The sequence below is a fragment of the Pseudomonas corrugata genome (assembly GCF_050920615.1).
Lineage (GTDB): Bacteria > Pseudomonadota > Gammaproteobacteria > Pseudomonadales > Pseudomonadaceae > Aquipseudomonas > Aquipseudomonas corrugata.
Genome location: NZ_CP130434.1, coordinates 4,387,984 through 4,409,290 on the forward strand (window position 1 = coordinate 4,387,984; position 21,307 = coordinate 4,409,290).

Sequence of the window (21,307 nt, forward strand, 5' to 3'; positions counted from 1 at the left end):
AATGATTGATGACACCGCATTGAACCATGACTTCACGACGCCTGAGTAGAGTCGACTCCGTCTTCCACCACCGGACCCTGCCATGCCAGCCTCGACCGCTTCCCTCGACACCCCCGCCGCGCTCATCGATCGGCCCCGCATGCAACGCAATATCCAGCGCATGCAACAACGCATGGACGACTTGGGCGTGCGCTTGCGCCCCCACATCAAGACCAGCAAATGCCTGCCGGTGGTACAGGCCCAGATCGCCGCGGGTGCCAGCGGGGTCACGGTGTCCACCTTGAAGGAAGCTGAGCATTGCTTCGCCAACGGCATCCAGGACATTTTCTATGCCGTGGCCATCGTGCCCGGCAAACTGGACCAGGCCCTGGCGCTCAGGCGCAAAGGCTGCCAGCTGAGCATCCTGACGGACAGCCTGGTGGCAGCCCGGGCGATTGTCGATTTCGGCCAGCTTCACGACGAATCCTTCGATGTATGGATCGAGATCGATTGCGACGGCCATCGCTCCGGCGTGCGCATCGAAGACGCTGCACTCGTCGATATCGCACGAGCCCTCGACGAAGGTGGACAGCGGCTTTGCGGCGTCATGACCCATGCCGGATCCAGCTACGAGCTGGATACCCCCGAGGCGCTGCAAGCCCTGGCCGAACAGGAGCGGCAGGTCTGCGTCAGCGCGGCCCAGCGCATCCGCGCCGCCGGACTGGCCTGTCCGCAGGTCAGCATCGGCTCGACGCCCACGGCCCTGTCGGCATTGAATCTGGAAGGCGTTACCGAGGTTCGGGCCGGTGTCTATGTCTTCTTCGATCTGGTGATGCACAACGTCGGCGTTTGTCGGCAGGATGAGTTGGCGCTGAGTGTGCTGACCAGCGTCATCGGTCATCAACCGGATAAAGGCTGGATCATCACCGATGCCGGTTGGATGGCAATGAGTCGCGACCGGGGTACCCAGCGCCAGCAGCATGACTTCGGCTATGGGCAGGTGTGCACCGACGCCGGCGACTGGATCGAAGGCGCACTGCTGACCGGCGCCAATCAGGAACACGGCATCGTCACCCTGTCACGTGCCGAGCACGTCGATATCACCGCGCGCTATCCCATCGGCAGCCGCCTGCGCATCCTGCCCAACCACGCCTGTGCCACCGGCGCACAGTTCCCCCACTACTGCGCCTGTGATGCCACCGGCGAAGTCCAGATCTGGAGTCGCCTGCATGGCTGGTGAAATCGAGACAATCCGCACGACCGATGCCGCGTTGCCAGGCGGCCATTACGCCCAGGCAGTGGCGCACCACGGCGTCTTGTACATATCCGGACAACTGCCGGTGCGAGCCGATGGCAGCCATAGTGTCCACCAACCGTTCGAAATACAGGTCGCCATCGCACTGGATAATCTATTGGCAATTCTTGCGGCGGCCGGCCGACAGCCAAGGGATCTGCTGAAGGTGACCGTCTACGTTGCGGGCATCGAACACTGGTCGGCTTTCGACCGTGTCTACGCCCGTTATCTCGGTGAGCACCGCCCCGCACGCGCCGTGGTGCCGGTTCCGGCCTTGCACCATGGCTACCTGATCGAAATCGAAGCGCTGGCCCGTATATGAAGCGCAGCAGGGGCTCAGGTGAGCGCAGTGCGCGTTTTGTCCGGTTAGCCCGGCAGATACAGCAGATTCTCCTTTGCCAACCTCAAGAACGGCACATCCCGTCAGGGTCGCTTTGTTAGTTTATTTGAGCAGGCACAGCCTCACGATCTGCTGCTGGCAATGTCCTCACTGCTCTATGGGAGCCCGTTGCATGACAACCCGATCTTCTGACAGCTACCTCGACCCACAGACTTTGGGGCAGCTTTATATCAATGGCGCCTGGTCGTTGCCGGCGTATCCGACCACGCTGCCGGTGATCAACCCGGCCACCGAAGAGGTGGTCGCCGAAGTCGCCCAAGGCTCCTCCGCAGACGTGGACCGGTCGGTGGCAGCGGCACGAGCAGCGTTTCCCGGCTGGTCCGCGACCCCGGCCGTAGCCCGTGCCCAGGTCCTGGACAAGCTCCATGAACTGATCCTTGAACGAAAAGAACAACTGGCCCAGGTGATCTCCCTGGAGATGGGCGCAGCCATCGGTTTCGCACGGACGATGCAGGTGCCGCTGGCGGCCGAGCATGTTCGGGTCGCCCGTGACCTGCTGTCCACCTACAGTTTCCGCAAGGTAGAAAACGGTACGGCCATCGAGCGCGAACCCATTGGCGTCTGCGGGCTCATCACGCCGTGGAACTGGCCGCTTTACCAGATCACCGCCAAAGTCGCCCCGGCGATTGCCGCCGGCTGCACCGTGGTGCTCAAGCCCAGCGAACTGTCCCCCTTGAGCGCCCTGCTGTTCGCCCAGTTGCTGCATGACGCGGGTCTGCCGCCGGGCGTTTTCAACCTGGTGAATGGCAGCGGCGCGGACGTCGGCGCAGCCATGGCCGCACACCCCGATATCGACATGATTTCCATCACAGGCTCCAACCGCGCAGGCGCGCTGGTGGCCCAGGCCGCCGCCCCGACGGTCAAGCGTGTCACCCAGGAACTGGGCGGCAAGTCGCCCAACGTATTCTTGCCCGACGCCGATTTTGCCAAGGCCGTGCCGCCTGGGGTGATGTCGGCGTTCCGTAACGTCGGCCAGTCCTGCAGCGCGCCGACTCGGATGATCGTGCCCAGGAACCGGCTGGAGGAAGTCGAAACATTGGTCACCGCCACCGTCGACGGAATCATCGTCGGCGATCCCCGGTCGGAAGAAACGCAACTCGGGCCCATCGCCAACGAAGCCCAGTTCAATCGTGTGCAGACGATGATCGAGGCGGGCCTGAGAGAGGGCGCCAAGCTCCTCTGCGGCGGCCCAGGACGGATGCCGGGTTTTGCGAAAGGCTTCTACGCCCGCCCAACGGTCTTCTCCGAGGTGGATAACGCCATGCGCATCGCCCAGGAAGAAATCTTTGGCCCGGTGCTGTGCCTCATCCCCTATGACACAGTGGAAGAAGCCATCGCCCTCGCGAACGACACCGTCTACGGCCTCAGTGCCCATGTGCAAGGCCAGGACCTTGAAGCTGTACGTACCGTGGCCTCGCGCATCCGCGCCGGGCAAGTACTCTTGAACTACCCGGCGTGGAACCCGTTGGCGCCGTTCGGCGGTTACAAGCGCTCAGGCAATGGCCGTGAATACGGAGTCCACGGGTTCGAGGAGTATCTGGAGATCAAGGCGATCATCGGGTTTGGCTGATCGCCCTACTCCTCGGACCGCCCTTTTCCGGCACGATCATGCTCGTAGCGTGTCAACGGAAACGTCGGCAGCCACGCCTCGCGACGCACGGTCCAGCATTCGTAGGTAGGCATCAATTGGTCAGGGGCATCCAGGCTTCCCAGGTTCACTTCGATCTCGTCACCGCTGCGGGCAAAGACCGGCGAGCCGCAGCGGGGGCAAAAGCAACGACCGGCGTAGTCTCGGGTTTCACCCTCGATCTTCACCGCGTCCTGGGGGAACATGGCTGCAGCGTAGAAAAGCGCGCCATGGTGCTTGCGGCAGTCGAGACAGTGGCAGAGGCCGACCCGGTAAGGGCGGCCCGAAGCTTCGAAACGGACGTTGCCGCACAGGCAGCCGCCGGTGAATCGGTCCATGGTGCGTCTCCTCTGCAATCGAGCGATATGAGCCTTCGACCACCCCCGACGCTGCTGGTTTAACTGACTTAAAGCCCCACCATCGGCACTGCAATCAACAGGATCGCCGTCCCATGGGCGATCGTCGACGCCACGACCCCATAACGCATGCGAATCAACCCACACGCCAGCCCCTCGATCAGGGTGAAAAGCAGGACGGGCCAACCCAGTTGGGTGACGCTCAGTGCCAGGAAGGTGTGGCACGCCGAAAATGCCACGGCACTGGTCATCGCCGCCCGCAATGCGCTGACGTGCTGCTCCAGATAACCCTGCAGCAGCCCTCGAAACAACACTTCTTCCAGCGCGTTGGCGCCATAGGCCAGCACCACCATGCCCGCCAGCCAAGTCCAGTAGCCTGGAATGAGGTCCGCTTCGACACCTTGGTAAAGCAGCAACGGCAAACCGATCAGGCACCCCGCGACGATACCCAGGCCCAGTCCAGCCAGTCGGTTGCCCTTGGACACAACGACCAGCTGCCACAACTCCGGAGACAAGCGCGGGATCAGCGCGACCAACGCCAGCGACGCCCCTCCCAGCGAAGCCAGCACGAACGGATTGGCCAGGAAGCCGATCTGCATGTCGTCGTTGAGGAACCACATGCGCAACGGCGTCATTGCGTCGCGCATCAGCACGAACGCCAGGATCAGAATCGCGATGCGCAATCCGGTCTGGCTCTTCGGCGTCAAGCCGAACCAGAGCCCCAGGAGGACGAGGCCCGGTGACAGATAAAGTGAATAGTCCAGCAGTACGGCGAACCCTTCGGCGATCATTCGGCATTCCTTTGCATTGAAAGTCAGCGAGCAACGGTGATGGAGTGTCCTGGCAGTTTACAACCCACGACGATCCGCAACCGGCGCATGCTGCGCCATCAATTCCACCATCCATTCGATGAACGCCCTCAACCTGGCACTGATATGCCGGTTCGGCGGGTAAGCCAGGTAGAGCGGCATCGGGTCGATGCGCCACGTATCGAAAAGCGGTACCAGCTCGCCGTTGGCTTCGTGGGGGCTGGACATGTACTTGGGTAGCCACAGCACCCCCAGCCCCGCCAGGCCCGCCGCGAGGTAGGCGTTGCCATCGTCGACGGCCAGGGCGTAGCGCCCGTTGATGTGCAGGTGTTCATTGGCGTTGTGCATGGCATAGGGCACGGCTTTGCCGGTGCGGGCCCAGAGGAAGCCGACGATACGATGCAGGGAGTCTTCGAGGTCTCGTGGATGCGCCGGGGTGCCAACGCGTGCCAGGTAGCTCGGCGCCGCGAAGACGCCCAGCTCGAGATCACCGATGCGCCGGGCGATCAGCGACTGGTCCGTCAGTTCGCCGCCGCGCACCACGCAATCGACGCTTTCATCGATGATGTCCACGATGCGATCGCTGACGCCCATGTCGATCTGGATATCCGGGTAGCGCGCATGGAACGTCGGCAGCGCCGGCACCAGGATCAAGGCGGCCAGCGGGCTCGGGACGTCTACCCGCAAGCGGCCCCTGGGCAATGCCTGGGCATCGGACAGGCTGGCTTCGGCATCGTCCATGTCGGCGAGCAAACGCAACACCCGTTGGTAATAGACGGCACCCTGGGCGGTGACGTTGACCTTACGTGTCGTGCGGTTGAGCAGCTTGACCCGCAGGCGTGCCTCCAACTGCTGCACCAGCTGGGTCACGGTGGTCTTGCTCATGTGCAGGGTCTCGGCGGCTTTGGTGAAACTGCCCGCCTCCACCACCCGGGCAAATGCCTGCATCGCATCGAAACGATCCATTGCTGCTCCGTAATCGATCAGATTGTTTGGATTTCACAAACAGTGATCGCCAAGGTTGCGCGTTTATCGCCCGGACACAAGCCCCTAGAGTGACTTCATCGTTGATTTCCCACTGATTCCCGATGGAGGTTCCCATGACGCGCGATGTAGTTTTCCCACCTGGACGCCAAGCGCTTTACGAGCGCAACCGTTATTCGCCGGCGATCCGGTCCAATGGTTTTCTTTTCGTATCGGGCCAGGTCGGCAGCACCGACGACGGTTCGCCGGAGCCGGACCTGGAGGTTCAGGTGCGGCGTGCGTTCACCAACCTGGAGGCGATTCTCACCGCCGCCGATTGCACCTTTGACGATGTGGTGGACGTCACCATTTTCATGGTCGATCCCGAATCGAAATTCGAGACGATCTGGAAAGTGGTGCCTGAATTCTGGGGCAGCGCGCCGCACCCGACACTGACGGCGGTTGGGGTGACGTGGCTGTATGGGTTTGAGTTCGAGATCAAGGTGATCGCCAGGTTGCCTGACGCTGGGCGGTGAGTCAGTGATGACGCCATCGCGAGCAGGCTCGCTCCCACAGGGGATTTGGGTGTGGTGCAGATATTGGGTTCACCGGAGATCCATTGTGGGAGCGAGCCTGCTCGCGATGGCGGTGGGTCAGTCGCCAGCCGACTAGCCTTTCAGCGCCGCTTCAATCGCTGCAACGTCGATCTTGGTCATCTGCATCATGGCCTCGAACGCGCGCTTGGCGGCGGCCTTGTCGGGGCCGGCGACGGCGTCGGTCAGGATGCGCGGGCTGATCTGCCACGACAGCCCCCACTTGTCCTTGCACCAGCCGCAGACACTTTCCTCACCGCCGTTCCCGACAATCGCATTCCAGAAACGGTCCGTTTCAGCCTGGTCATCGGTGGACACCTGGAACGAGAAGGACTCGTTATGCTTGAACACCGGGCCGCCGTTCAGCCCGATGCAGGGGATACCCATCACCGTGAACTCCACCGTCAACACATCGCCTTCCTTGCCCGACGGATAGTCGCCAGGCGCGTGATGGACGGCGTGTACCGCACTGTCCGGGAACGTCGCGGCGTAGAACTGCGCCGCCTCCACGGCATCGCCTTCGTACCAGAGACAGATCCTGTTCTTGTTATTCATCCGGCTTCTCCGAGAGGGATTGGTCGGTGCAGTCTAGCAGCGCACTTTTTTCGGGATCGATCAGGTGATAAACGGCCTTTCGCATCGGACGCCGCAGGCGAAAGGGCCACGTGGTCGCCAGGATGAACCATCTGTGCATCGGGGCGCGGTGCAACTCCTTGCCATCGCGTTCCTGGCACTCTGGCCACCTTACGAAATCCGCCAGGCTATCTCGCCTCCAACACCATCTGCCATTGAACCGGCCACTCCGTTGGCAAACAAAACCTGAACAACCGGGGCCATCCTCGGTAGGATGTCCGGCCTTTCGGCCTGGACCCGCCCTGGAATCGCCCCGATGATCCTGATCGTTTACGCCCACCCCTACCCCGACCAATCACGGGTCAACCAGCAGATGCTCGAACGGGCCTGCAGCCTTCCGGACGTGGTCGTACGGTCCCTCTATGATCTCTACCCGGATTTCGACATCGACGTCGAAGCCGAACAGCGCGCCATCGAACAGGCACAACTGGTCGTCCTCCAGCACCCGATGTACTGGTACAGCATGCCGCCCCTGCTGAAATTGTGGATCGACAAGGTATTCACCCACGGCTGGGCATACGGCAAAGGCTCCACGACCCTCAAGGACAAGAGCCTGCTGTGGGCCGTCAGCACGGGCGGCGGTCAGGACCATTTCGAGATCGGTGCGCACCCAGGCTTCTCCGTGTTGGCCCAGCCCCTCCACGCAACGGCTGTCTACTGTCGCATGCGCTGGCTGGATCCGGTCGTCGTCCACGGTGCCTATGCCGCCGAATCTCAGGCCCAACACGCACAAATCGAACACTACCGCGCCCGCCTGGCCTCTTGGAAGGAAGACTGAAATGGAGACTCACAGCCTGATCGAGATGCTCATCTACCTGGCCTCGGCGACATTGATCGTGCCGATTGCCGTCAGGTTGGGCCTGGGCCCGGTGCTGGGGTACTTGCTGGCCGGGTGCATCATCGGCCCCTGGGGCCTGAAGCTCATTACCGACGTCAAGGCCATCCTGGAATTCGCCGAAATCGGCGTCGTGCTGATGCTGTTCATCATCGGGCTTGAGCTCGACCCCAAACGGCTTTGGGCGCTGCGGCGCATGGTATTCGGTGGCGGCGCCTTGCAGATGCTGGCCTGTGGCGCTGCGATCGCGGTGTTCTGCGAAGCCCTGGGTCTGAACTGGACGGCCGCGTTGCTGGTCGGCCTGACCCTGAGCCTGTCCTCCACGGCGATTGCCATGCAGGCGATGAATGAGCGCAACCTGACGGCAACCGCCGTCGGCCGCAGCAGCTTTGCCGTGCTGTTGTTCCAGGACATCGCGGCCATTCCCCTGGTCGCCATGATTCCCTTGCTATCGGCCCACGGTGAAACACCGTCGGGCACCGCTCTGGCGCTGTCGATCGTCAAGATCGTTGCGGCCATCAGCGTCGTCGTGCTGCTGGGACGCTATGTGACGCGGCCATTGCTGCGCTTCGCCGCCCGCTCGGGCCTGCGGGAGATCTTCAGCGCCGTGGCACTGTTCCTGGTGTTCGGCTTCGGTTTTCTCCTGGAAGAAGCCGGCCTGTCGATGGCCATGGGCGCCTTCCTCGCCGGGGTGCTGCTGGCCAGTTCCGAATACCGGCATGCCCTGGAAAGCGACATTGAGCCATTCAAAGGCCTGCTGCTGGGACTGTTTTTCATCGGTGTCGGCATGTCGATCGACTTCGGCACCCTGATCAACACGCCGTTGAAGGTTGCCACCCTGACCCTGGGCTTCATCCTGATCAAGCTGCTGGTGATCAAGACGGTGAGCCGGTTTCTCAACGTACCCGCGGGTCAGCGTTCGTGGCAGGCGGTGTTGCTGGGCCAGGGCAGCGAATTCGCCTTCGTGGTGTTCGGTGCCGCGACGCTGGCCGACATCCTGACCGATCAATGGGGCAAGAGCCTGACGCTGGCGGTGGCCCTGTCCATGTGCCTGACCCCCTTGCTGATCCTGCTGTTGGGTCGACTAGAGTCCGTCACCCAGAAAAACCGCGAGGAATCCGACCTCGTCGATCAGCAGAACCCACGCATCATCATTGCCGGGTTCGGTCGTTTCGGGCAGATCGCCGGACGTTTGCTGATGTCCTGCGGCGTCGAGGTGGTGGTACTGGATCACGACCCCGACAACATCGAGACACTGCGTAAATTCGGCGTGAAAGTCTTCTACGGCGACGCCACGCGCCTCGACTTGCTGCATGCGGCCGGCGCGGCCCAGGCCGTTGTGCTGATCAATGCCATTGACGATCAGCAGGACAACCTGGCGCTGACCCGGCTGGTTCAGGAGCACTTCCCCACGCTGAAGCTGATCGTGCGGGCGCGGGACATGGGACACCTGATCACCCTGCGGCAGATGGGGGTGGAGGCGGCCGAACGGGAAACCTTCGAGAGCGCGCTGTCATTGGGCCGACGTGCGCTGATGCAGATGGGCGTCGGGGCTTACGAGGCGCGCGAACGGGCGGATCAGTTCCGTCGCCTGAACTTGCGAATGCTGGAGGAAATAGTCGCCCAGCCAGAGGATGACCTCAAGTTCCGCCACGACGCCTACCGCCGCGCCAACGCGCTGCTCACGGACATGTTCAACGAAGATCGCGCACGTCCCGCCGACCGCTGGCCTGAACATCACCTCAACGAGACGGATGAGGCGCGTAGCTGAGGTCACCCAACGGACGAAGACGTTCCGGGCGGCTCAGGCCAGCGCGTCCAGCTCGGCCAGCATCGGCACCGGGATCCGCAGTTCGCTGGCCGTGAGGTTTTCCCGCAAGTGCGCCACTGACGATGTACCAGGAATCAGTAGCAGGTTCGGCGCACGTTGCAGCAACCACGCCAGCGCCACGCACAGCGGTGATGCCTCCAGGCGTGCCGCGACGCTTGAAAGGGCCTGCGATTGCAACGGTGTGAAGCCACCCAGTGGAAAGAACGGTACGTAGGCGATGCCCTGTCGATTCAGGTCAGCGATAAGTTGCTCGTCACCTCGATGAGTCAAGTTGTAGTGGTTCTGCACACACACCACGTTGGCAATGCCCTGGGCTTGCTTGACCTGCGCAGCCGTGACGTTGCTCAGCCCCAAGTGGCGGATGAGACCCTGGCGCTGCAAGTCCGCCAGTGTGCAGAAGGACTCCTCGATGGAGCCCTCCGTGGGCGCTTGCATGTTGCCCCAGGCCCGCAGGTTGACCACGTCCAATGCATCCATGCCCAAGTTGCGCAAGTTGTCGTGAACGGCCCGGGTCAACTCGACGGGGCTCAGGGCGGGATTCCACGAGGCGTCAGCACCACGAACTGCACCCACCTTGGTAACGATCACCAGATCACTGGCGTAAGGGTGCAGTGCTTCGCGAATCAGACGGTTGGTGACATGGGGGCCATAGAAGTCAGCAGTATCGATATGGTTGACCCCGGCGGCCAAAGCTTCACGCAGCACCGCGACAGCCGCTGCCGGGTCCTTCGGTGGCCCGAACACGTGGGGCCCCGCCAATTGCATCGCGCCGTAGCCCATGCGATTGACCTTGCGGTCGCCCAGAAAAAAACTCCCTGCCTTGTCTGCCCTGCTCATCACGTACCCCCTGGATTAATGCATGAGCCGACTATAGGCGTTGACCACTCCACTGATAATCAGGTGCAATCCGAACGGGTTGTACGGCACAGAGAACACTATGACGGATATTCAAGACCTCTTGTCCTTCGTGGCCGTGGTCAACGCAAAGGGGTTTCGGGAAGGCGCCCGGCTGAGCGGCAAATCCGCCTCCAGCCTCAGTGATGCGGTACGACGGATGGAAAGCCGGCTCGGTGTGCGCCTCCTCAACCGCACTACCCGCAGCGTGGTGCCGACCGAGGCCGGCGCTCGGCTGATGGAGCGTATCGTGCCAGCCCTGGGTGAAGTCGAATCCGCGTTGGACGTGGTCAACGAGTTCCGTGACCGTCCTTCGGGCACCCTCAGGCTGAATGTGCCGGTCAGTGCAGCGACGCTGGTGTTGCCCTCGATCATCACTCCGTTTCTGAGAAGCTACCCCGACATTCGCCTGGAGATCGTCACCGAAGAAAGTTTCGTCGACATGCTCGCGGCCGGTTGTGATGCCGGTATCCGCTACGATGATCGCCTTGAACAGGACATGATCGCCATTCCCATTGGTCCACGCTTGCAGCGTTTCGCAACGGCTGCCTCACCGGCCTACCTCCAGGCCAGGGGATGCCCCGAGCACCCTCGGGACCTGCTCCAGCATGCCTGCCTGCGGGGCAAGTTCCCCAGTGGCGCCATGCCGCTCTGGGAATACGAACGTGACGGCGAAACCATCAGCGTGGACCCGAGCGGTCCCTTGGTTTTCCGCGTGGCAGGCGCGGTGGATCTGGCCATAAAAGCCGCACTGGATGGGTTGGGGGTGATCCACCTGTTCGAGGATTGGCTCAAGCCCTACCTGGACAGTGGCGCGCTGGTGCCGGTGCTGGAGCCCTGGTGGCAGGCTTTCAGTGGACCGTACCTCTATTACCCCGGTCGCCGCTACCTGCCCTCGCCGTTGCGGGCTTTTGTGGATTTCATCAACGAGAACCGGAGCCACTGACTCCTCGTTGCACCGCTCGTCTTGCCTCGTGGTAACGACTACAGCCGCTCGTCCCGCGCCCCGAAGATTTTTCGAACAAAGCCCCTGCACGCAGCTCGGACCTACATGACACCGCTGAAATCAGTGATGACGCGCTTGAGCAGTCGAGACTCGAACGGCTAGCGCCTCGACGGTCTGTTGCGTTTCGATTCCAGGAGTTTTCGCCATGTGTGAGGGTTTTGTTCAGCACGTTTCCTCAAAGGACGCCCTGGCGTATTTCGCCCAGCGAGACACCTCGGGCGGACGTTTCGATATAGCGGTGACGCACCTGGACTTGTACAGGACGGTGCCCGCCAGTCCCCAGGAGCGGCACAACCTGATCAAGCCGAACATGCAGGTCAGTGCCATCCGCCGTCGCGGCGGGCACCTGGAGTCCATCAAGGTTCGCTGGGGCTGGTCGCCCATCTGGTCGGTGGGAACGATGCCCCCACTGACGCATCTGCCGCTGCACCTGGTGATGCGTTCCAAGGTCTTTGACCCCATCAAGCGCGAAGGCCGTGTATTGGTGGCCGTGGAAGGCTGGTACGAAGCGCAGGGGCACTGCGACTCGGCCCAGGCGCAAGACTTCAGCTATACGACGTCCCGACAATCGGCCCCGATCTTTCTGGCGGCCCTGGCCCAGGCCAGCGAAACCGCCTTGGGCTGCGACGGCCTGGCCCTGGTGACTTATGGCGATATTGCCGGCCAACAGCAACGTGTACTGGCCTTGAGCACAGACGACGCGCTCGATTGGCTGGAGCCTGAGTTCGGTTGGGAACAGGCCTACCAACTGGCCGAGCGCCTGAACGGCGCGGAGCCGCACCTTGAAACGGCAATGACAGCCCAGGCCCAGGCCAACCTTTGATCCTGGGCCGGGAGGGAGGTGAATCATGTACGTGATCATGGGAGGCACAGGACATGTTGGTTCGGCCACCGTCCAGGCGCTGCTGGCCCAGGCAGCGCCGGTGACGCTCCTGACTCGCAACGCCGCCCATGGGGAGGAATGGCGCGGCAAAGGCGCTCGGATTGTCGAGGCGGATGCGCAGGATGTCGAGTCGCTGCGCGCCGCCTTCCGACTCGGGCGCCGGGCCTTCATCCTCAATCCACCGGCCGCTCCGAGTACTGATACCGATGCGGTGGAAAGGCATACCGTGGGCAATATTCTCGCCGCGCTGGACGGTTCGGGCCTTGAGAAGATCGTCGCCCAGTCCACTGCCGGTGCCCAACCCGGCGAGCGTCTCGGTGACCTCAGTGTCTTGTGGGAGCTGGAAGAAGGCTTGCGCAATCAATCAATCCCGGCGGCGATCAATCGCGCCGTCTACTACATGAGCAATTGGGACAGCCTGCTCGACACCGTCCGCACGACAGGCAAGCTGCCAACCCTGCTTCCGGCAGACCAGGCCCTGCCCATGGTTGCCCCCCGGGACATGGGCGAAACAGCAGCAGCGAGACTGTTGTCGCCGGTAACCGACATCGGCGTTCGTTATGTGCAAGGGCCTCGCCTGTATTCACCCAACGATGTCGCGCAGGCTTTTTCCCAGGCGCTAGGCAGGCCGGTCGAGGTGCAGGTAATACCGAAGAACCGCTGGGAAGATGCGTTCCTGGACCTCGGTTTCAGCCCCGCCGCCGCGCAATCCTATACCCGGATGACAGAGATCAGCGTCGACAGCGGCTTCGAGGTTGCCGAGGATGGGCTGCGCGGCACCACCACGATTGAAACCTACATCCAGGCGCTGGTGCAAAGAGAGAATCGATGAAGGAAAGCCGGGAACGGCGCACCATTGGACGGTAAACTGCGGCGTCTTTTTCCTTTTCCCCATGAGGCGCCGCATGACCAACCCAGACATCACGTTCACTCCGGACCCGGATGCGGATTCCATTTCTTCGGACGTCGCCGGCTTCGGTGGCCTACTGGTCACCACCCAGATCCCGACCCGCGCCGACGGCAACCTGGAGCTGGGCGACATCACCCTGCAGAGCGAATGCACCTTGCAAGCACTCAAGACTGCGCTGGAGCGTGCCGGTAGTTCCATGGACCGGGTCTTGCACCTGACCATCTACCTCACCGACATGACCGAACGCGCAGCCTTCAACGAAGTGTACAAACGCTTCTTCGCCAAACCCTGGCCGGTGCGCGCCGCGATCGGCGTGGCGGCACTGGGGGTCGAGGGCATGCGGGTGGAAGTCACGGCAATGGCAGCCAAGGGTTGAAGGGCTCGCAACACGCTTGCTCGCAGTGGGGTTGACTGTGCCGACGCCATCGCGAGCAGGCTCGCTCCCACATTAGTTTTCCCGACCACAGCTCCCACCGGTCTGGTGGCGTCCCGCCATTTCTACATCGGTGCCAGCGGCTCATAGCTGGGCATGAGCAATCAGGTATGCAGACATGTCCCAAATGCGCGTTTTGCGGGCAAACAGTCATTTGCGCACCTGGCCCAGGCCATTCCACCTGTCTAAAGTGGGCTTTTTTCCCTTTGCGGTATTTCCATGAATCTCTGGTTCCGACTGTTGCTGATGCTGTTTCGTCGCCCCTGGCGCAAGCCGATGGCTCCTCTGGAGACCACCGTGGTGCGCATGCGTGTATGGCCGCTGGATCTGGACTTCAACCGCCACGTCACCAACGGCCGCTATTTCACACTGGCAGATGTCGGACGCATGGATTACGTGCTGCGCAGCGGCGCCTACAAAGTGGCGTTGAGCAACCGGGCGGTGCCGATCGTAGGGGATGTCTGGGGCAAGTTCAGGCGCGAATTGAAGCTGTTCGAAGCATTCGAGGTGCACACCCGGATGCTCGGCTGGGACGAGAAGTGGTCGTTCATGGAACACCGTTTCATGAGTCGGGGGCGTGTGGTCGGGGTGGTTGTCATGCGTGGCCTGTTCCGCTCGGCCAAGGGCACGATTGCACCGGCTGAGTTCATTCGCGCCCTGGGCCTGGACGAACAGCCGCCGGCCATGCCCGACTGGCTCAGCGCCTGGTCGAGAAGTTGCGATGACTTGAGCCTGGAGCTTCGACTGGAAGAAGGCGCACGCACCGACACGCGTTAGCCGAACATCATCGCCTTTGTGGCAAGGGAGCTAGCTCCCGCTGGGTCGCGAAGCGGCCCCAGACAGGACGGGGGCATGCCCCCATGCCCTGCCGGATCCCCGCCTATACTCTTCTGCCAATCCCCCCTGGGGCCTGCACTTCCAACAATAAAAAGCAGAGGTGGAACATGGTCTGGCAACAAGTCTACGATCCCTTCGGTAATGCGGTGCTGTCGACGTTCCTGGCGGCGGTCCCGGTGGTGGTGATGCTGGCGTCCCTGGCGTTCTTTCATATCAAGGCGCACCTGGCGGCGTTGCTGGCCCTGGCCTCGGCCCTGCTGATCGCGATTTTCGCTTTCGGCATGCCAGCCGGCATGGCCGGTACGGCGGCGCTCTACGGGGCGGCCAACGGGTTGCTGCCCATTGGCTGGATTGTGCTCAACATTATCTTCCTGCACCGGCTGACCACCGAAAACGGCTCGTTCAAGGTCCTGCAGGATTCCCTGGCGCGAATCACCGACGACCGGCGCCTGCAATTGCTGCTCATCGCCTTCTGCTTCGGTGCGTTTTTCGAGGGGGCGGCGGGCTTCGGTACGCCGGTGGCGGTGACTGGGGCGATCCTCATCGGACTGGGCTTTTCACCGCTGGCCGCCTCCGGCCTGGCATTGATCGCCAACACGGCACCGGTGGCGTTCGGCGCCTTGGGCACCCCCGTCATCACGCTGGCCAAGGTCACCGGGCTGGATGAAATGGAACTGTCGATGATGGTCGGCCGGCAGTTGCCGTTCTTTTCGGTGATCGTACCGTTCTGGCTGATCTGGGCCTTCGCCGGATGGCGCAAGATGCTGGAGGTCTGGCCGGCGATCCTGGTGGCCGGCGTCAGCTTCGCCATCCCTCAGTTCGTGGTCTCAAACTACCATGGGCCGATGCTGGTGGATGTGATCGCCGCGCTGATTTCCATGGCCTGCCTCACCGGCTTTCTCAGAGTCTGGAAGCCGGCCACGGTACACACCTCCGCAGCGTTGTCGGGGCGACACGATGATTCAAAGATCGACGCCAGCGAAGAACAGCAGCCGGTGACCAGCACAGCGTTCTCGACTGATACCCGGCCAGCGGTGCTGCGGGCATGGATGCCGTGGATCATCCTCACGGTGTTCGTGTTTGCCTGGGGTACCCAGGGCTTCAAGAACCTGTTCGATACCCGCCCGGCCATCGATCCCCAGACTCAATCGGCGCGACTCGATCCCCAGGGCAAGCCGATGCGCGAGGCCAACCCCATCTTCTCACCCCTGCTGACCTTCGAAACCATCCACCAGCACATCGAAAAAGTGCCTCCGGTGGTGCCCCAGCCCAAAACCGAGGAAGCGGTCTACAAGTTCAACTGGTTCACCGCCACCGGCAGCGGCATCTTCCTGGCAGCTATTCTCGGCGGCTTGCTGATGGGCTATTCCATCCCGCAACTGGCGCACCAGTACCTGAGAACGCTATGGGTAGTGCGTTATTCGCTGATTACCATCGTGGCGATGCTGGCCCTGGGGTTTCTCACCCGTTATTCGGGACTGGACGCCACCATGGGCCTGGCGTTTGCCGCGACAGGCATTTTCTACCCGATGTTCGGCACCTTGCTGGGCTGGCTGGGCGTGGCGCTGACCGGCTCGGACACCGCCTCCAACGTGCTGTTCGGCGGCTTGCAACGGGTGACTTCAGAGCAACTGGGCCTGAGCCCGGTGTTGATGGCCGCCGCCAACAGTTCCGGCGGGGTGATGGGCAAGATGGTCGATGCCCAGTCGATCGTGGTCGCCTCCACCGCCACCCGTTGGTATGGCCATGAAGGGGAAATCCTGCGCTACGTGTTTTTCCACTCGGTGGTGCTGGCGATTCTGGTGGGCGGGCTGGTGACGTTGCAGGCGTATGTCGAGCCGTTCAGTCGCATGGTGGTCGGGGGGCATTGACCGGAACGTCTACCGATCATTCCCACGCTCTGCGTGGGAATGCATCCAGTGACGCTCCGCGTCACGCTTTAGAAGCGGAACGCGAAGCGTCCCGGGCGACGTACCCACGCCGAGAGTGGGCACGATCGAACTGACCTTTACTGAACGTTCTTCAGCTTGACCACATCCCCGGACACCGACGTGGTGTAACCGGTCAGGACCCAGGCCCAGAACCAGTCTTCCTGCACTTGGGTATTGATCATGGCGTCGCCGCCCTTGGCCAGGATCGCGGCGTTCTGGGCGCGTACGAAGCGGTTGTTCTGGCGGATCGGGATCACGCCGAACAGCAACAGGCCAGTGGCCTTCGCTTCACTGTGGCCGACAACGGTGTATTGGCTGCTGTCGTACTGCTGGGTCTTCATCGGGGTGCCGGTGCAACCCGCCAGGACCAGGCCGAACAGGGCGGTGGCGACAACTTTGCTGAAACTTTTCATTGACTACTCCATGGGAAACGCCCGGGATCCATCTCTCGGGCGGCGCGTACTTTACCCGATTAACATCAAATTGACATTGTCTGCGCGCAAGTCGAAAAACCGTCCACAACGCTCAAGTTAGAGCCATTCGTCAGTTGCCCCGCCAACATCCTCCAGCGAATCAGCGCCATGTCGATAACCAGATGATTGCGCCACGGAAGGCAATTCTGCCCTTGCCGGCTGACACCGATCTGCACCGGCTACACCGTTGGAGCGCTTGACCATGATTGACCTGACTGTCTGGAACATCACCCTTCCGATACAAACCCCGGCCCTGACCGTTGCGACCAAGGCGGTGCCGACCCTGCGCAACCAGTATTTCACCCACACTGGCGACAAGATCGTGTTCTGGGCTCCGGTAACCGGTTCCCACACAGGTAAGAGCAAGTACCCGCGCTCCGAGCTGCGGGAAACCTCGAAAGACGGCAAGCTGCGCAACTGGCGATTTAACAGCGGGGTCAATACCCTCAAAGGCACCCTGGCTGTGAATCAGGTGCCCTCGGCCGGTCGCGTGGTCGTCGCGCAGATCCACGCCAAGGACGCACCCGCCCCATTGCTCAAGCTCGTCTACCGTTTCACCAAGGGTGTCGGCAACCTGGATGTCGAATACCGGGTCAAGCCCAAGGATGCAAAAAGCCCGGTGATGTTCACCGTGCCGAACGTTGCCTTGAACAAAGTCTTTACCTACACCTTGCAGATGGACAAACAGGGCAAGGTCACCGTACTGATCAACAACCTTGGCAAACAGGTGAAGCTGGATCCGTCCTGGTATGGCTACAACTTCTACTTCAAAGCGGGCGTCTACACCCTGGACAACGTCGGCTATGCCACCGAAGGCGGGAAAGTGACCTACTCCAAACTGGACGTCAGTCATAAATGACCGGCGTTCGGTGCCGTACTGCGCTTCAGGCCTTTGACGGTACGGCGACCGCCTGCCGGCCACTGAAGGCGACCAGGAAGCAGACGAACACCAGCAGCGCAAAACCGGCCGGGAACAACCAGATGCTGGTCCAGTCATGACCGCCCGCTTCGGCAAAATGATCAGTGACCTGTCCCGCTACCCGGAAGCCGATCAACATGCCCAGGCCATAGGTCGCCAGGGTGATCAGCCCTTGGGCTGAGCTGCGCAGATGCTCCGGCGCCTTGGCGTCGGTGTAGATCTGCCCCGAGACAAAAAAGAAGTCATAACAGATGCCATGCAAGGCAATGCCGGTGAAGAGCATGAACGCCAGGTCACCGTTGTTGCCGTAGGCGAACAGCAGGTAGCGCAACGCCCACGCCAGCATTCCCACCAACAACGCCAATTTGATACCGAAGCGCAGAATGAACAGCGGCAACAGCAGCATGAACAGCACCTCGGACACCTGCCCGATGGCCATCTTTGCCGTGGGGTTGGTCATGCCGGTCTCGGCCAGGAACGGGTTGGCGTTCTGGTAATAGAACGCCAGCGGAATGCAGATCAGGATCGAGGCGATGAAGAACACCAGGTAACTGCGGTCCTTGAGCAGCCCCAGGGCGTCCAGGCCCAGCAGTTGCTTCATTCCGCCGCCGGCTTGAGCCTTGAGCGGGGCCGTGGCCGGCAGCGTGAAGCTATAGATGCCCAGGGCAAGCGAGGCAATCGCCGCCATCAGGAAGGTGTTGCGCAAGCCGCCCGCTGCAATGGCTTCCCGAGAATCCCAGGCGAACACGAAACTGATGACCACACCCGCGACAATCCAGCCAATGGTGCCCCACACCCGCACACGGGAAAACTCCAGCGCCGGATCGCGCATCTGACGGAACGCTACGGAATTGACCAGGGCCAGCGTCGGCATATAAACCACCATGTACGCCAGCACGAACGGGTAAAAATCACTGAAGTCCTGCGCCGCATACAGCTGATACAGCAGCACCGCGCCCAACAGGTGCAGCACCGCCAGGATACGTTCGGCATTGAAGTAGCGGTCGGCTATCAGGCCAATCACGAACGGCGCGATGATCGCGCCCCAGGACTGAGTGGAAAACGCCATGCCGATCTGCCCACCGCTGGCGCCCAGGGTGCTGGAAAGAAAGGTCCCTAGGGTGACGAACCAGCCGCCCCAGATAAAGAACTGCAGGAACATCATCACGCTCAAGCGTGCGTTCATCGTGGTCATGACAGTCACCGTCTATTTGTTGTTCTTGTAAGCCAGCCAGTTGGTAAAAGCTTGTGTGTGGCGAGGGGATTTACTGTGGGAGCAAGGCTTGCCCGCGATGCAGGCGCCTCATTCTTCCTAAGGACCTCGTCGGCTTTATCGCGGGCAAGCCTTGCTCCCACAATGAACTCCCTTGCCACAGTTTTTTGGTATCGGTTACCTCGGCAGCCCCAGCAGCTGCCGATTGGACGCTTCATCCGCCGTCACCCCGGCAAAATCATCGAACGCCTTGCGGCTCTTGTTGATCATGTGCCGCTGAATGAACGCAGCCCCTTCGGCGGCACCCTGTTGCGAGTCCTTCAGGCAGCACTCCCACTCCAGCACTGCCCAGCCGCTGAAATCGTACTGGGTCAACTTGCTGAAGATCGATTTGAAATCGATCTGCCCATCGCCCAGGGAACGGAACCGGCCAGGACGCTCCATCCAGCCCTGGTAGCCGCCGTACACACCGGACCGGGCATCGGGGCGGAACTCGGCATCTTTGACGTGGAACATACGGATGCGCGCGTGGTAGCGATCGATGAAACCCAGGTAATCCATCTGCTGCAGCAGCAAGTGACTGGGGTCGTAGAGGATGGCTGCCCGAGGATGGTGATCGACCGCTTCCAGGAAACGCTCGAACGAGGCCCCATCGTGAAGGTCCTCGCCGGGATGGATTTCGTAGCACAGGTCCACCCCGGCCGCCTCGAAACAATCGAGAATCGGCAGCCAGCGCCGGGCCAGCTCGGCAAACACTTGTTCGACAAGCCCGCTCGGGCGTTGTGGCCACGGGTACATGTAGGGCCACAACAGCGCGCCGGAAAACGTCGCATGGGCACTGAGCCCCAAGCGTTGACTGGCCCGGGCCGCCAGCTTGAGTTGCTCGATGGCCCACTCGGTCCGGGCCTGGGACTGGCCGCGCAGATGGGCCGGAGCGAAGTCGTCGAACAGCGCGTCGAACGCCGGGTGTACCGCGACCAGTTGGCCTTGCAGGTGCGTCGACAGTTCGCTGATCTCGACGCCGGCCTCTGCGCAGGTGGCCTTGATCTCATCGCAGTAGGCCTGGCTGTCGGCGGCCCGGGCCAGGTCGATGTAACGTGTGCCCAAGGTCGGCAACTGAATGGCTTTGTACCCTTGTGAAGCGGCCCACCGCGCAATGCTCGCCAAGGTGTCGAACGGCGGCTCGTCGGACATGAACTGGGCCAGAAAAATAGCCGGCCCTCGCAAGCCGCTCGGTGTCTGATCGGCGGTATTCACAACAGCGACTCTCCAGTCTGCAGCGCGGTCCACTTCGCCTCGCCACGATGATTGATGAGGGCGGCCTCGATGAACGCCATGCCGCGCAAGCCGGTTTCGATACCGGGTACGCCAGGCACATCGGGACCCTTGAGCCTTTCACGAATGGCATGGGCGAAATCGCCATAGAGGTTGGCCATGGCTTCCAGGTAACCCTCGGGGTGCCCGGCCGGCAGGCGCATGCGGCGTGTGGCGGCCTCGCACAACCATGGCTGGCCGACGCCGCAACGCAGGATGCTCAGGGGTTGGTCGAGGGCCCGATGGATCAGGCTCGACGGTTCCTCCTGGCGCCATTCCAGGGCGCCTTTATCGCCATAGACGCGGATCTTCAGCGGGTTCTCTTCACCGGCGCAGACCTGGCTGGCGATCAACACGCCGCTGGCGCCATCACTCATGCGCAACAGCATCGCGGCGTCGTCGTCCAATTGCCGGCCCGGAATGTGGGTACCCAATGCCGCACAGAGCTGCTCGACGTGCTGGCCGGTCACGAACTCTGCGAGGGAAAAGGCGTGGGTGCCGATGTCGCCGATGCAGCCGCCCAGGCCAGACTGCTGGGGATCGTCACGCCAGCCGGCCTGCTTGTTGCCCTGCCCGGCGACGTCCTGGCTGAGCCAGCCCTGGGGGTACTCCACCAGCACTTTGCGCACTGTGCCGATCACGCCGCTGCGCACCATCTCCCGGGCCTGCCAGACCATGGGATACCCCAGGTACGTGTGGGCCAGGCCGTACAGACGGCCGCAGCCTTTCAACACATCCTTGAGCCCGAGCAGCTCACGCAGGTTCAACGCCGCGGGCTTTTCGCTGAACACATGGAAACCCGCCTTCAATGCTTGGCCAGCAATCGGTGCGTGCAGGTGATTGGGGGTCACGATAACCAGCAGCTCCATGCGCTGGTCCGCGGGCAATGCTGCTTCGGCGTCCAACAGTTGCTGCCAGTCGTTATAGCAGCGGGAAGCGGCCAGCCCCAGGGCTGTGCCGGTTTGTTGATTGTTGCGGGCATCGCGACTGAATGCCCCGCACACCAGCTCGAAGCCACCGTCCAGGCCCGCGGCCTGACGATGGGCCTGCCCGATGAAAGCGCCGTCTCCTCCGCCCACGAAACCCAGTCTTATTTTTGGTGCTACAGGACTCATCGCGATTCTCTCAGGTCAGGGCCGACAACGATGTAACCGGTTACATCACAGCGGAATCT

General features: G+C 62.1%; 22 protein-coding genes. 13 read left to right on the forward strand and 9 right to left on the reverse strand.

The genetic code is table 11. From position 1 onward, the window contains the following. Positions 1 to 82 precede the first annotated feature (82 nt). From QZH45_RS19135 to QZH45_RS19145, 3 genes are all read left to right on the forward strand, one after another. Positions 83 to 1,219, forward strand: coding sequence for a DSD1 family PLP-dependent enzyme (locus QZH45_RS19135; protein WP_055135771.1), 1,137 nt, complete (start codon positions 83 to 85; stop codon positions 1,217 to 1,219). Further along, positions 1,209 to 1,595, forward strand: coding sequence for a RidA family protein (locus QZH45_RS19140; protein WP_024779247.1), 387 nt, complete (start codon positions 1,209 to 1,211; stop codon positions 1,593 to 1,595). The genes QZH45_RS19135 and QZH45_RS19140 overlap by 11 nt, the downstream gene beginning before the upstream one ends. Positions 1,596 to 1,785: 190 nt before the next feature. Then, positions 1,786 to 3,243: an aldehyde dehydrogenase family protein gene (locus QZH45_RS19145; RefSeq protein WP_055135772.1), complete on the forward strand. Its 1,458-nt coding sequence runs from the start codon at positions 1,786 to 1,788 to the stop codon at positions 3,241 to 3,243. Positions 3,244 to 3,248: 5 nt separating this feature from the next. Here the strand turns inward: QZH45_RS19145 and QZH45_RS19150 are convergent, their stop codons facing one another. The 3 genes from QZH45_RS19150 to QZH45_RS19160 form a co-directional block, all read right to left on the reverse strand. Continuing rightward, positions 3,249 to 3,638 (reverse strand): GFA family protein, encoded by a 390-nt coding sequence (locus QZH45_RS19150; protein ID WP_055135773.1) that lies wholly within the window; start codon positions 3,636 to 3,638, stop codon positions 3,249 to 3,251. Between the two features lie 68 nt (positions 3,639 to 3,706). Further along, entirely contained in the window at positions 3,707 to 4,447 is a 741-nt protein-coding gene (locus QZH45_RS19155; RefSeq protein WP_055135774.1) for a CPBP family intramembrane glutamic endopeptidase, read from the reverse strand. Between the two features lie 57 nt (positions 4,448 to 4,504). Continuing rightward, positions 4,505 to 5,431 carry a LysR family transcriptional regulator gene (locus QZH45_RS19160; RefSeq protein ID WP_055135775.1) on the reverse strand — a complete coding sequence of 309 codons (927 nt, stop codon included), beginning with the start codon at positions 5,429 to 5,431 and terminating at the stop codon, positions 4,505 to 4,507. Positions 5,432 to 5,565: 134 nt separating this feature from the next. Between QZH45_RS19160 and QZH45_RS19165 the strand changes: the two genes are divergently transcribed. Continuing rightward, on the forward strand, positions 5,566 to 5,964 hold the full coding sequence (locus QZH45_RS19165; protein ID WP_024779257.1) for a RidA family protein: 399 nt from the start codon (positions 5,566 to 5,568) through the stop codon (positions 5,962 to 5,964). A 132-nt stretch (positions 5,965 to 6,096) separates the two neighbouring features. Here the strand turns inward: QZH45_RS19165 and QZH45_RS19170 are convergent, their stop codons facing one another. After that, the gene (locus tag QZH45_RS19170; protein ID WP_024779258.1) at positions 6,097 to 6,576 is read right to left on the reverse strand and encodes a VOC family protein; all 480 of its coding nucleotides are present in this window, start codon (positions 6,574 to 6,576) and stop codon (positions 6,097 to 6,099) included. 334 nt (positions 6,577 to 6,910) lie between these two features. Here QZH45_RS19170 and kefF point away from each other — a divergent pair, with 334 nt between their 5' ends. Together kefF and kefC are read left to right on the forward strand one after the other, a co-directional pair. Beyond that, complete coding sequence (gene kefF, locus QZH45_RS19175; protein ID WP_024779259.1) at positions 6,911 to 7,432, forward strand: glutathione-regulated potassium-efflux system oxidoreductase KefF; 522 nt, start codon at positions 6,911 to 6,913, stop codon at positions 7,430 to 7,432. A gap of 1 nt (position 7,433) precedes the next feature. Further along, positions 7,434 to 9,260: a glutathione-regulated potassium-efflux system protein KefC gene (kefC, locus tag QZH45_RS19180; protein ID WP_053190889.1), complete on the forward strand. Its 1,827-nt coding sequence runs from the start codon at positions 7,434 to 7,436 to the stop codon at positions 9,258 to 9,260. A 33-nt stretch (positions 9,261 to 9,293) separates the two neighbouring features. Here the strand turns inward: kefC and QZH45_RS19185 are convergent, their stop codons facing one another. Continuing rightward, positions 9,294 to 10,157 carry an aldo/keto reductase family oxidoreductase gene (locus QZH45_RS19185; RefSeq protein WP_055135776.1) on the reverse strand — a complete coding sequence of 288 codons (864 nt, stop codon included), beginning with the start codon at positions 10,155 to 10,157 and terminating at the stop codon, positions 9,294 to 9,296. A 100-nt stretch (positions 10,158 to 10,257) separates the two neighbouring features. On the opposite strand from QZH45_RS19185, the gene QZH45_RS19190 reads away from it, so the two are divergent. From QZH45_RS19190 to QZH45_RS19215, 6 genes are all read left to right on the forward strand, one after another. Next, a complete protein-coding gene (locus QZH45_RS19190) occupies positions 10,258 to 11,160 on the forward strand; it encodes a LysR family transcriptional regulator (RefSeq protein WP_055135777.1) in 903 nt (300 codons plus the stop codon). A 205-nt stretch (positions 11,161 to 11,365) separates the two neighbouring features. Continuing rightward, a complete protein-coding gene (locus QZH45_RS19195; protein ID WP_053190880.1) occupies positions 11,366 to 12,043 on the forward strand; it encodes an SOS response-associated peptidase family protein in 678 nt (225 codons plus the stop codon). A 25-nt stretch (positions 12,044 to 12,068) separates the two neighbouring features. Then, complete coding sequence (locus QZH45_RS19200) at positions 12,069 to 12,935, forward strand: NmrA family NAD(P)-binding protein (RefSeq protein ID WP_055135778.1); 867 nt, start codon at positions 12,069 to 12,071, stop codon at positions 12,933 to 12,935. 73 nt (positions 12,936 to 13,008) lie between these two features. Further along, positions 13,009 to 13,389 carry a RidA family protein gene (locus tag QZH45_RS19205; protein WP_024779265.1) on the forward strand — a complete coding sequence of 127 codons (381 nt, stop codon included), beginning with the start codon at positions 13,009 to 13,011 and terminating at the stop codon, positions 13,387 to 13,389. Positions 13,390 to 13,665: 276 nt separating this feature from the next. Further along, on the forward strand, positions 13,666 to 14,223 hold the full coding sequence (locus QZH45_RS19210; protein ID WP_024779266.1) for a thioesterase family protein: 558 nt from the start codon (positions 13,666 to 13,668) through the stop codon (positions 14,221 to 14,223). A 167-nt stretch (positions 14,224 to 14,390) separates the two neighbouring features. Continuing rightward, positions 14,391 to 16,154 (forward strand): L-lactate permease, encoded by a 1,764-nt coding sequence (locus QZH45_RS19215; protein WP_069018282.1) that lies wholly within the window; start codon positions 14,391 to 14,393, stop codon positions 16,152 to 16,154. 137 nt (positions 16,155 to 16,291) lie between these two features. Here the strand turns inward: QZH45_RS19215 and QZH45_RS19220 are convergent, their stop codons facing one another. Then, positions 16,292 to 16,627, reverse strand: coding sequence for a hypothetical protein (locus tag QZH45_RS19220; RefSeq protein WP_024779268.1), 336 nt, complete (start codon positions 16,625 to 16,627; stop codon positions 16,292 to 16,294). Positions 16,628 to 16,889: 262 nt separating this feature from the next. Here QZH45_RS19220 and QZH45_RS19225 point away from each other — a divergent pair, with 262 nt between their 5' ends. After that, on the forward strand, positions 16,890 to 17,546 hold the full coding sequence (locus QZH45_RS19225; protein ID WP_024779269.1) for a polysaccharide lyase family 7 protein: 657 nt from the start codon (positions 16,890 to 16,892) through the stop codon (positions 17,544 to 17,546). Positions 17,547 to 17,571: 25 nt separating this feature from the next. Here the strand turns inward: QZH45_RS19225 and QZH45_RS19230 are convergent, their stop codons facing one another. The 3 genes from QZH45_RS19230 to QZH45_RS19240 form a co-directional block, all read right to left on the reverse strand. Beyond that, positions 17,572 to 18,801 carry a nucleoside permease gene (locus tag QZH45_RS19230; RefSeq protein WP_024779270.1) on the reverse strand — a complete coding sequence of 410 codons (1,230 nt, stop codon included), beginning with the start codon at positions 18,799 to 18,801 and terminating at the stop codon, positions 17,572 to 17,574. A gap of 195 nt (positions 18,802 to 18,996) precedes the next feature. Next, positions 18,997 to 20,076, reverse strand: coding sequence for a sugar phosphate isomerase/epimerase family protein (locus tag QZH45_RS19235; RefSeq protein ID WP_069018283.1), 1,080 nt, complete (start codon positions 20,074 to 20,076; stop codon positions 18,997 to 18,999). Next, on the reverse strand, positions 20,073 to 21,248 hold the full coding sequence (locus QZH45_RS19240; RefSeq protein ID WP_024779272.1) for a Gfo/Idh/MocA family protein: 1,176 nt from the start codon (positions 21,246 to 21,248) through the stop codon (positions 20,073 to 20,075). Before QZH45_RS19240 ends, QZH45_RS19235 begins: the two co-directional genes overlap by 4 nt. Positions 21,249 to 21,307 lie beyond the last annotated feature (59 nt).

Bases quoted from the DNA above. Each gene is read 5' to 3' on its own strand.
- kefF (WP_024779259.1), top strand. From the start codon at position 6,911: ATGATCCTGATCGTTTACGCCCACCCCTACCCCGACCAATCACGGGTC.
- QZH45_RS19205 (WP_024779265.1), top strand. From the start codon at position 13,009: ATGACCAACCCAGACATCACGTTCACTCCGGACCCGGATGCGGATTCC.
- QZH45_RS19225 (WP_024779269.1), top strand. From the start codon at position 16,890: ATGATTGACCTGACTGTCTGGAACATCACCCTTCCGATACAAACCCCG.
- QZH45_RS19220 (WP_024779268.1), bottom strand. From the start codon at position 16,627: ATGAAAAGTTTCAGCAAAGTTGTCGCCACCGCCCTGTTCGGCCTGGTC.
- QZH45_RS19145 (WP_055135772.1), top strand. From the start codon at position 1,786: ATGACAACCCGATCTTCTGACAGCTACCTCGACCCACAGACTTTGGGG.
- QZH45_RS19210 (WP_024779266.1), top strand. From the start codon at position 13,666: ATGAATCTCTGGTTCCGACTGTTGCTGATGCTGTTTCGTCGCCCCTGG.
- QZH45_RS19135 (WP_055135771.1), top strand. From the start codon at position 83: ATGCCAGCCTCGACCGCTTCCCTCGACACCCCCGCCGCGCTCATCGAT.
- QZH45_RS19200 (WP_055135778.1), top strand. From the start codon at position 12,069: ATGTACGTGATCATGGGAGGCACAGGACATGTTGGTTCGGCCACCGTC.
- QZH45_RS19215 (WP_069018282.1), top strand. From the start codon at position 14,391: ATGGTCTGGCAACAAGTCTACGATCCCTTCGGTAATGCGGTGCTGTCG.
- kefC (WP_053190889.1), top strand. From the start codon at position 7,434: ATGGAGACTCACAGCCTGATCGAGATGCTCATCTACCTGGCCTCGGCG.
- QZH45_RS19240 (WP_024779272.1), bottom strand. From the start codon at position 21,248: ATGAGTCCTGTAGCACCAAAAATAAGACTGGGTTTCGTGGGCGGAGGA.
- QZH45_RS19230 (WP_024779270.1), bottom strand. From the start codon at position 18,801: ATGACCACGATGAACGCACGCTTGAGCGTGATGATGTTCCTGCAGTTC.
- QZH45_RS19170 (WP_024779258.1), bottom strand. From the start codon at position 6,576: ATGAATAACAAGAACAGGATCTGTCTCTGGTACGAAGGCGATGCCGTG.
- QZH45_RS19195 (WP_053190880.1), top strand. From the start codon at position 11,366: ATGTGTGAGGGTTTTGTTCAGCACGTTTCCTCAAAGGACGCCCTGGCG.
- QZH45_RS19140 (WP_024779247.1), top strand. From the start codon at position 1,209: ATGGCTGGTGAAATCGAGACAATCCGCACGACCGATGCCGCGTTGCCA.
- QZH45_RS19155 (WP_055135774.1), bottom strand. From the start codon at position 4,447: ATGATCGCCGAAGGGTTCGCCGTACTGCTGGACTATTCACTTTATCTG.
- QZH45_RS19150 (WP_055135773.1), bottom strand. From the start codon at position 3,638: ATGGACCGATTCACCGGCGGCTGCCTGTGCGGCAACGTCCGTTTCGAA.
- QZH45_RS19190 (WP_055135777.1), top strand. From the start codon at position 10,258: ATGACGGATATTCAAGACCTCTTGTCCTTCGTGGCCGTGGTCAACGCA.
- QZH45_RS19160 (WP_055135775.1), bottom strand. From the start codon at position 5,431: ATGGATCGTTTCGATGCGATGCAGGCATTTGCCCGGGTGGTGGAGGCG.
- QZH45_RS19185 (WP_055135776.1), bottom strand. From the start codon at position 10,157: ATGAGCAGGGCAGACAAGGCAGGGAGTTTTTTTCTGGGCGACCGCAAG.
- QZH45_RS19165 (WP_024779257.1), top strand. From the start codon at position 5,566: ATGACGCGCGATGTAGTTTTCCCACCTGGACGCCAAGCGCTTTACGAG.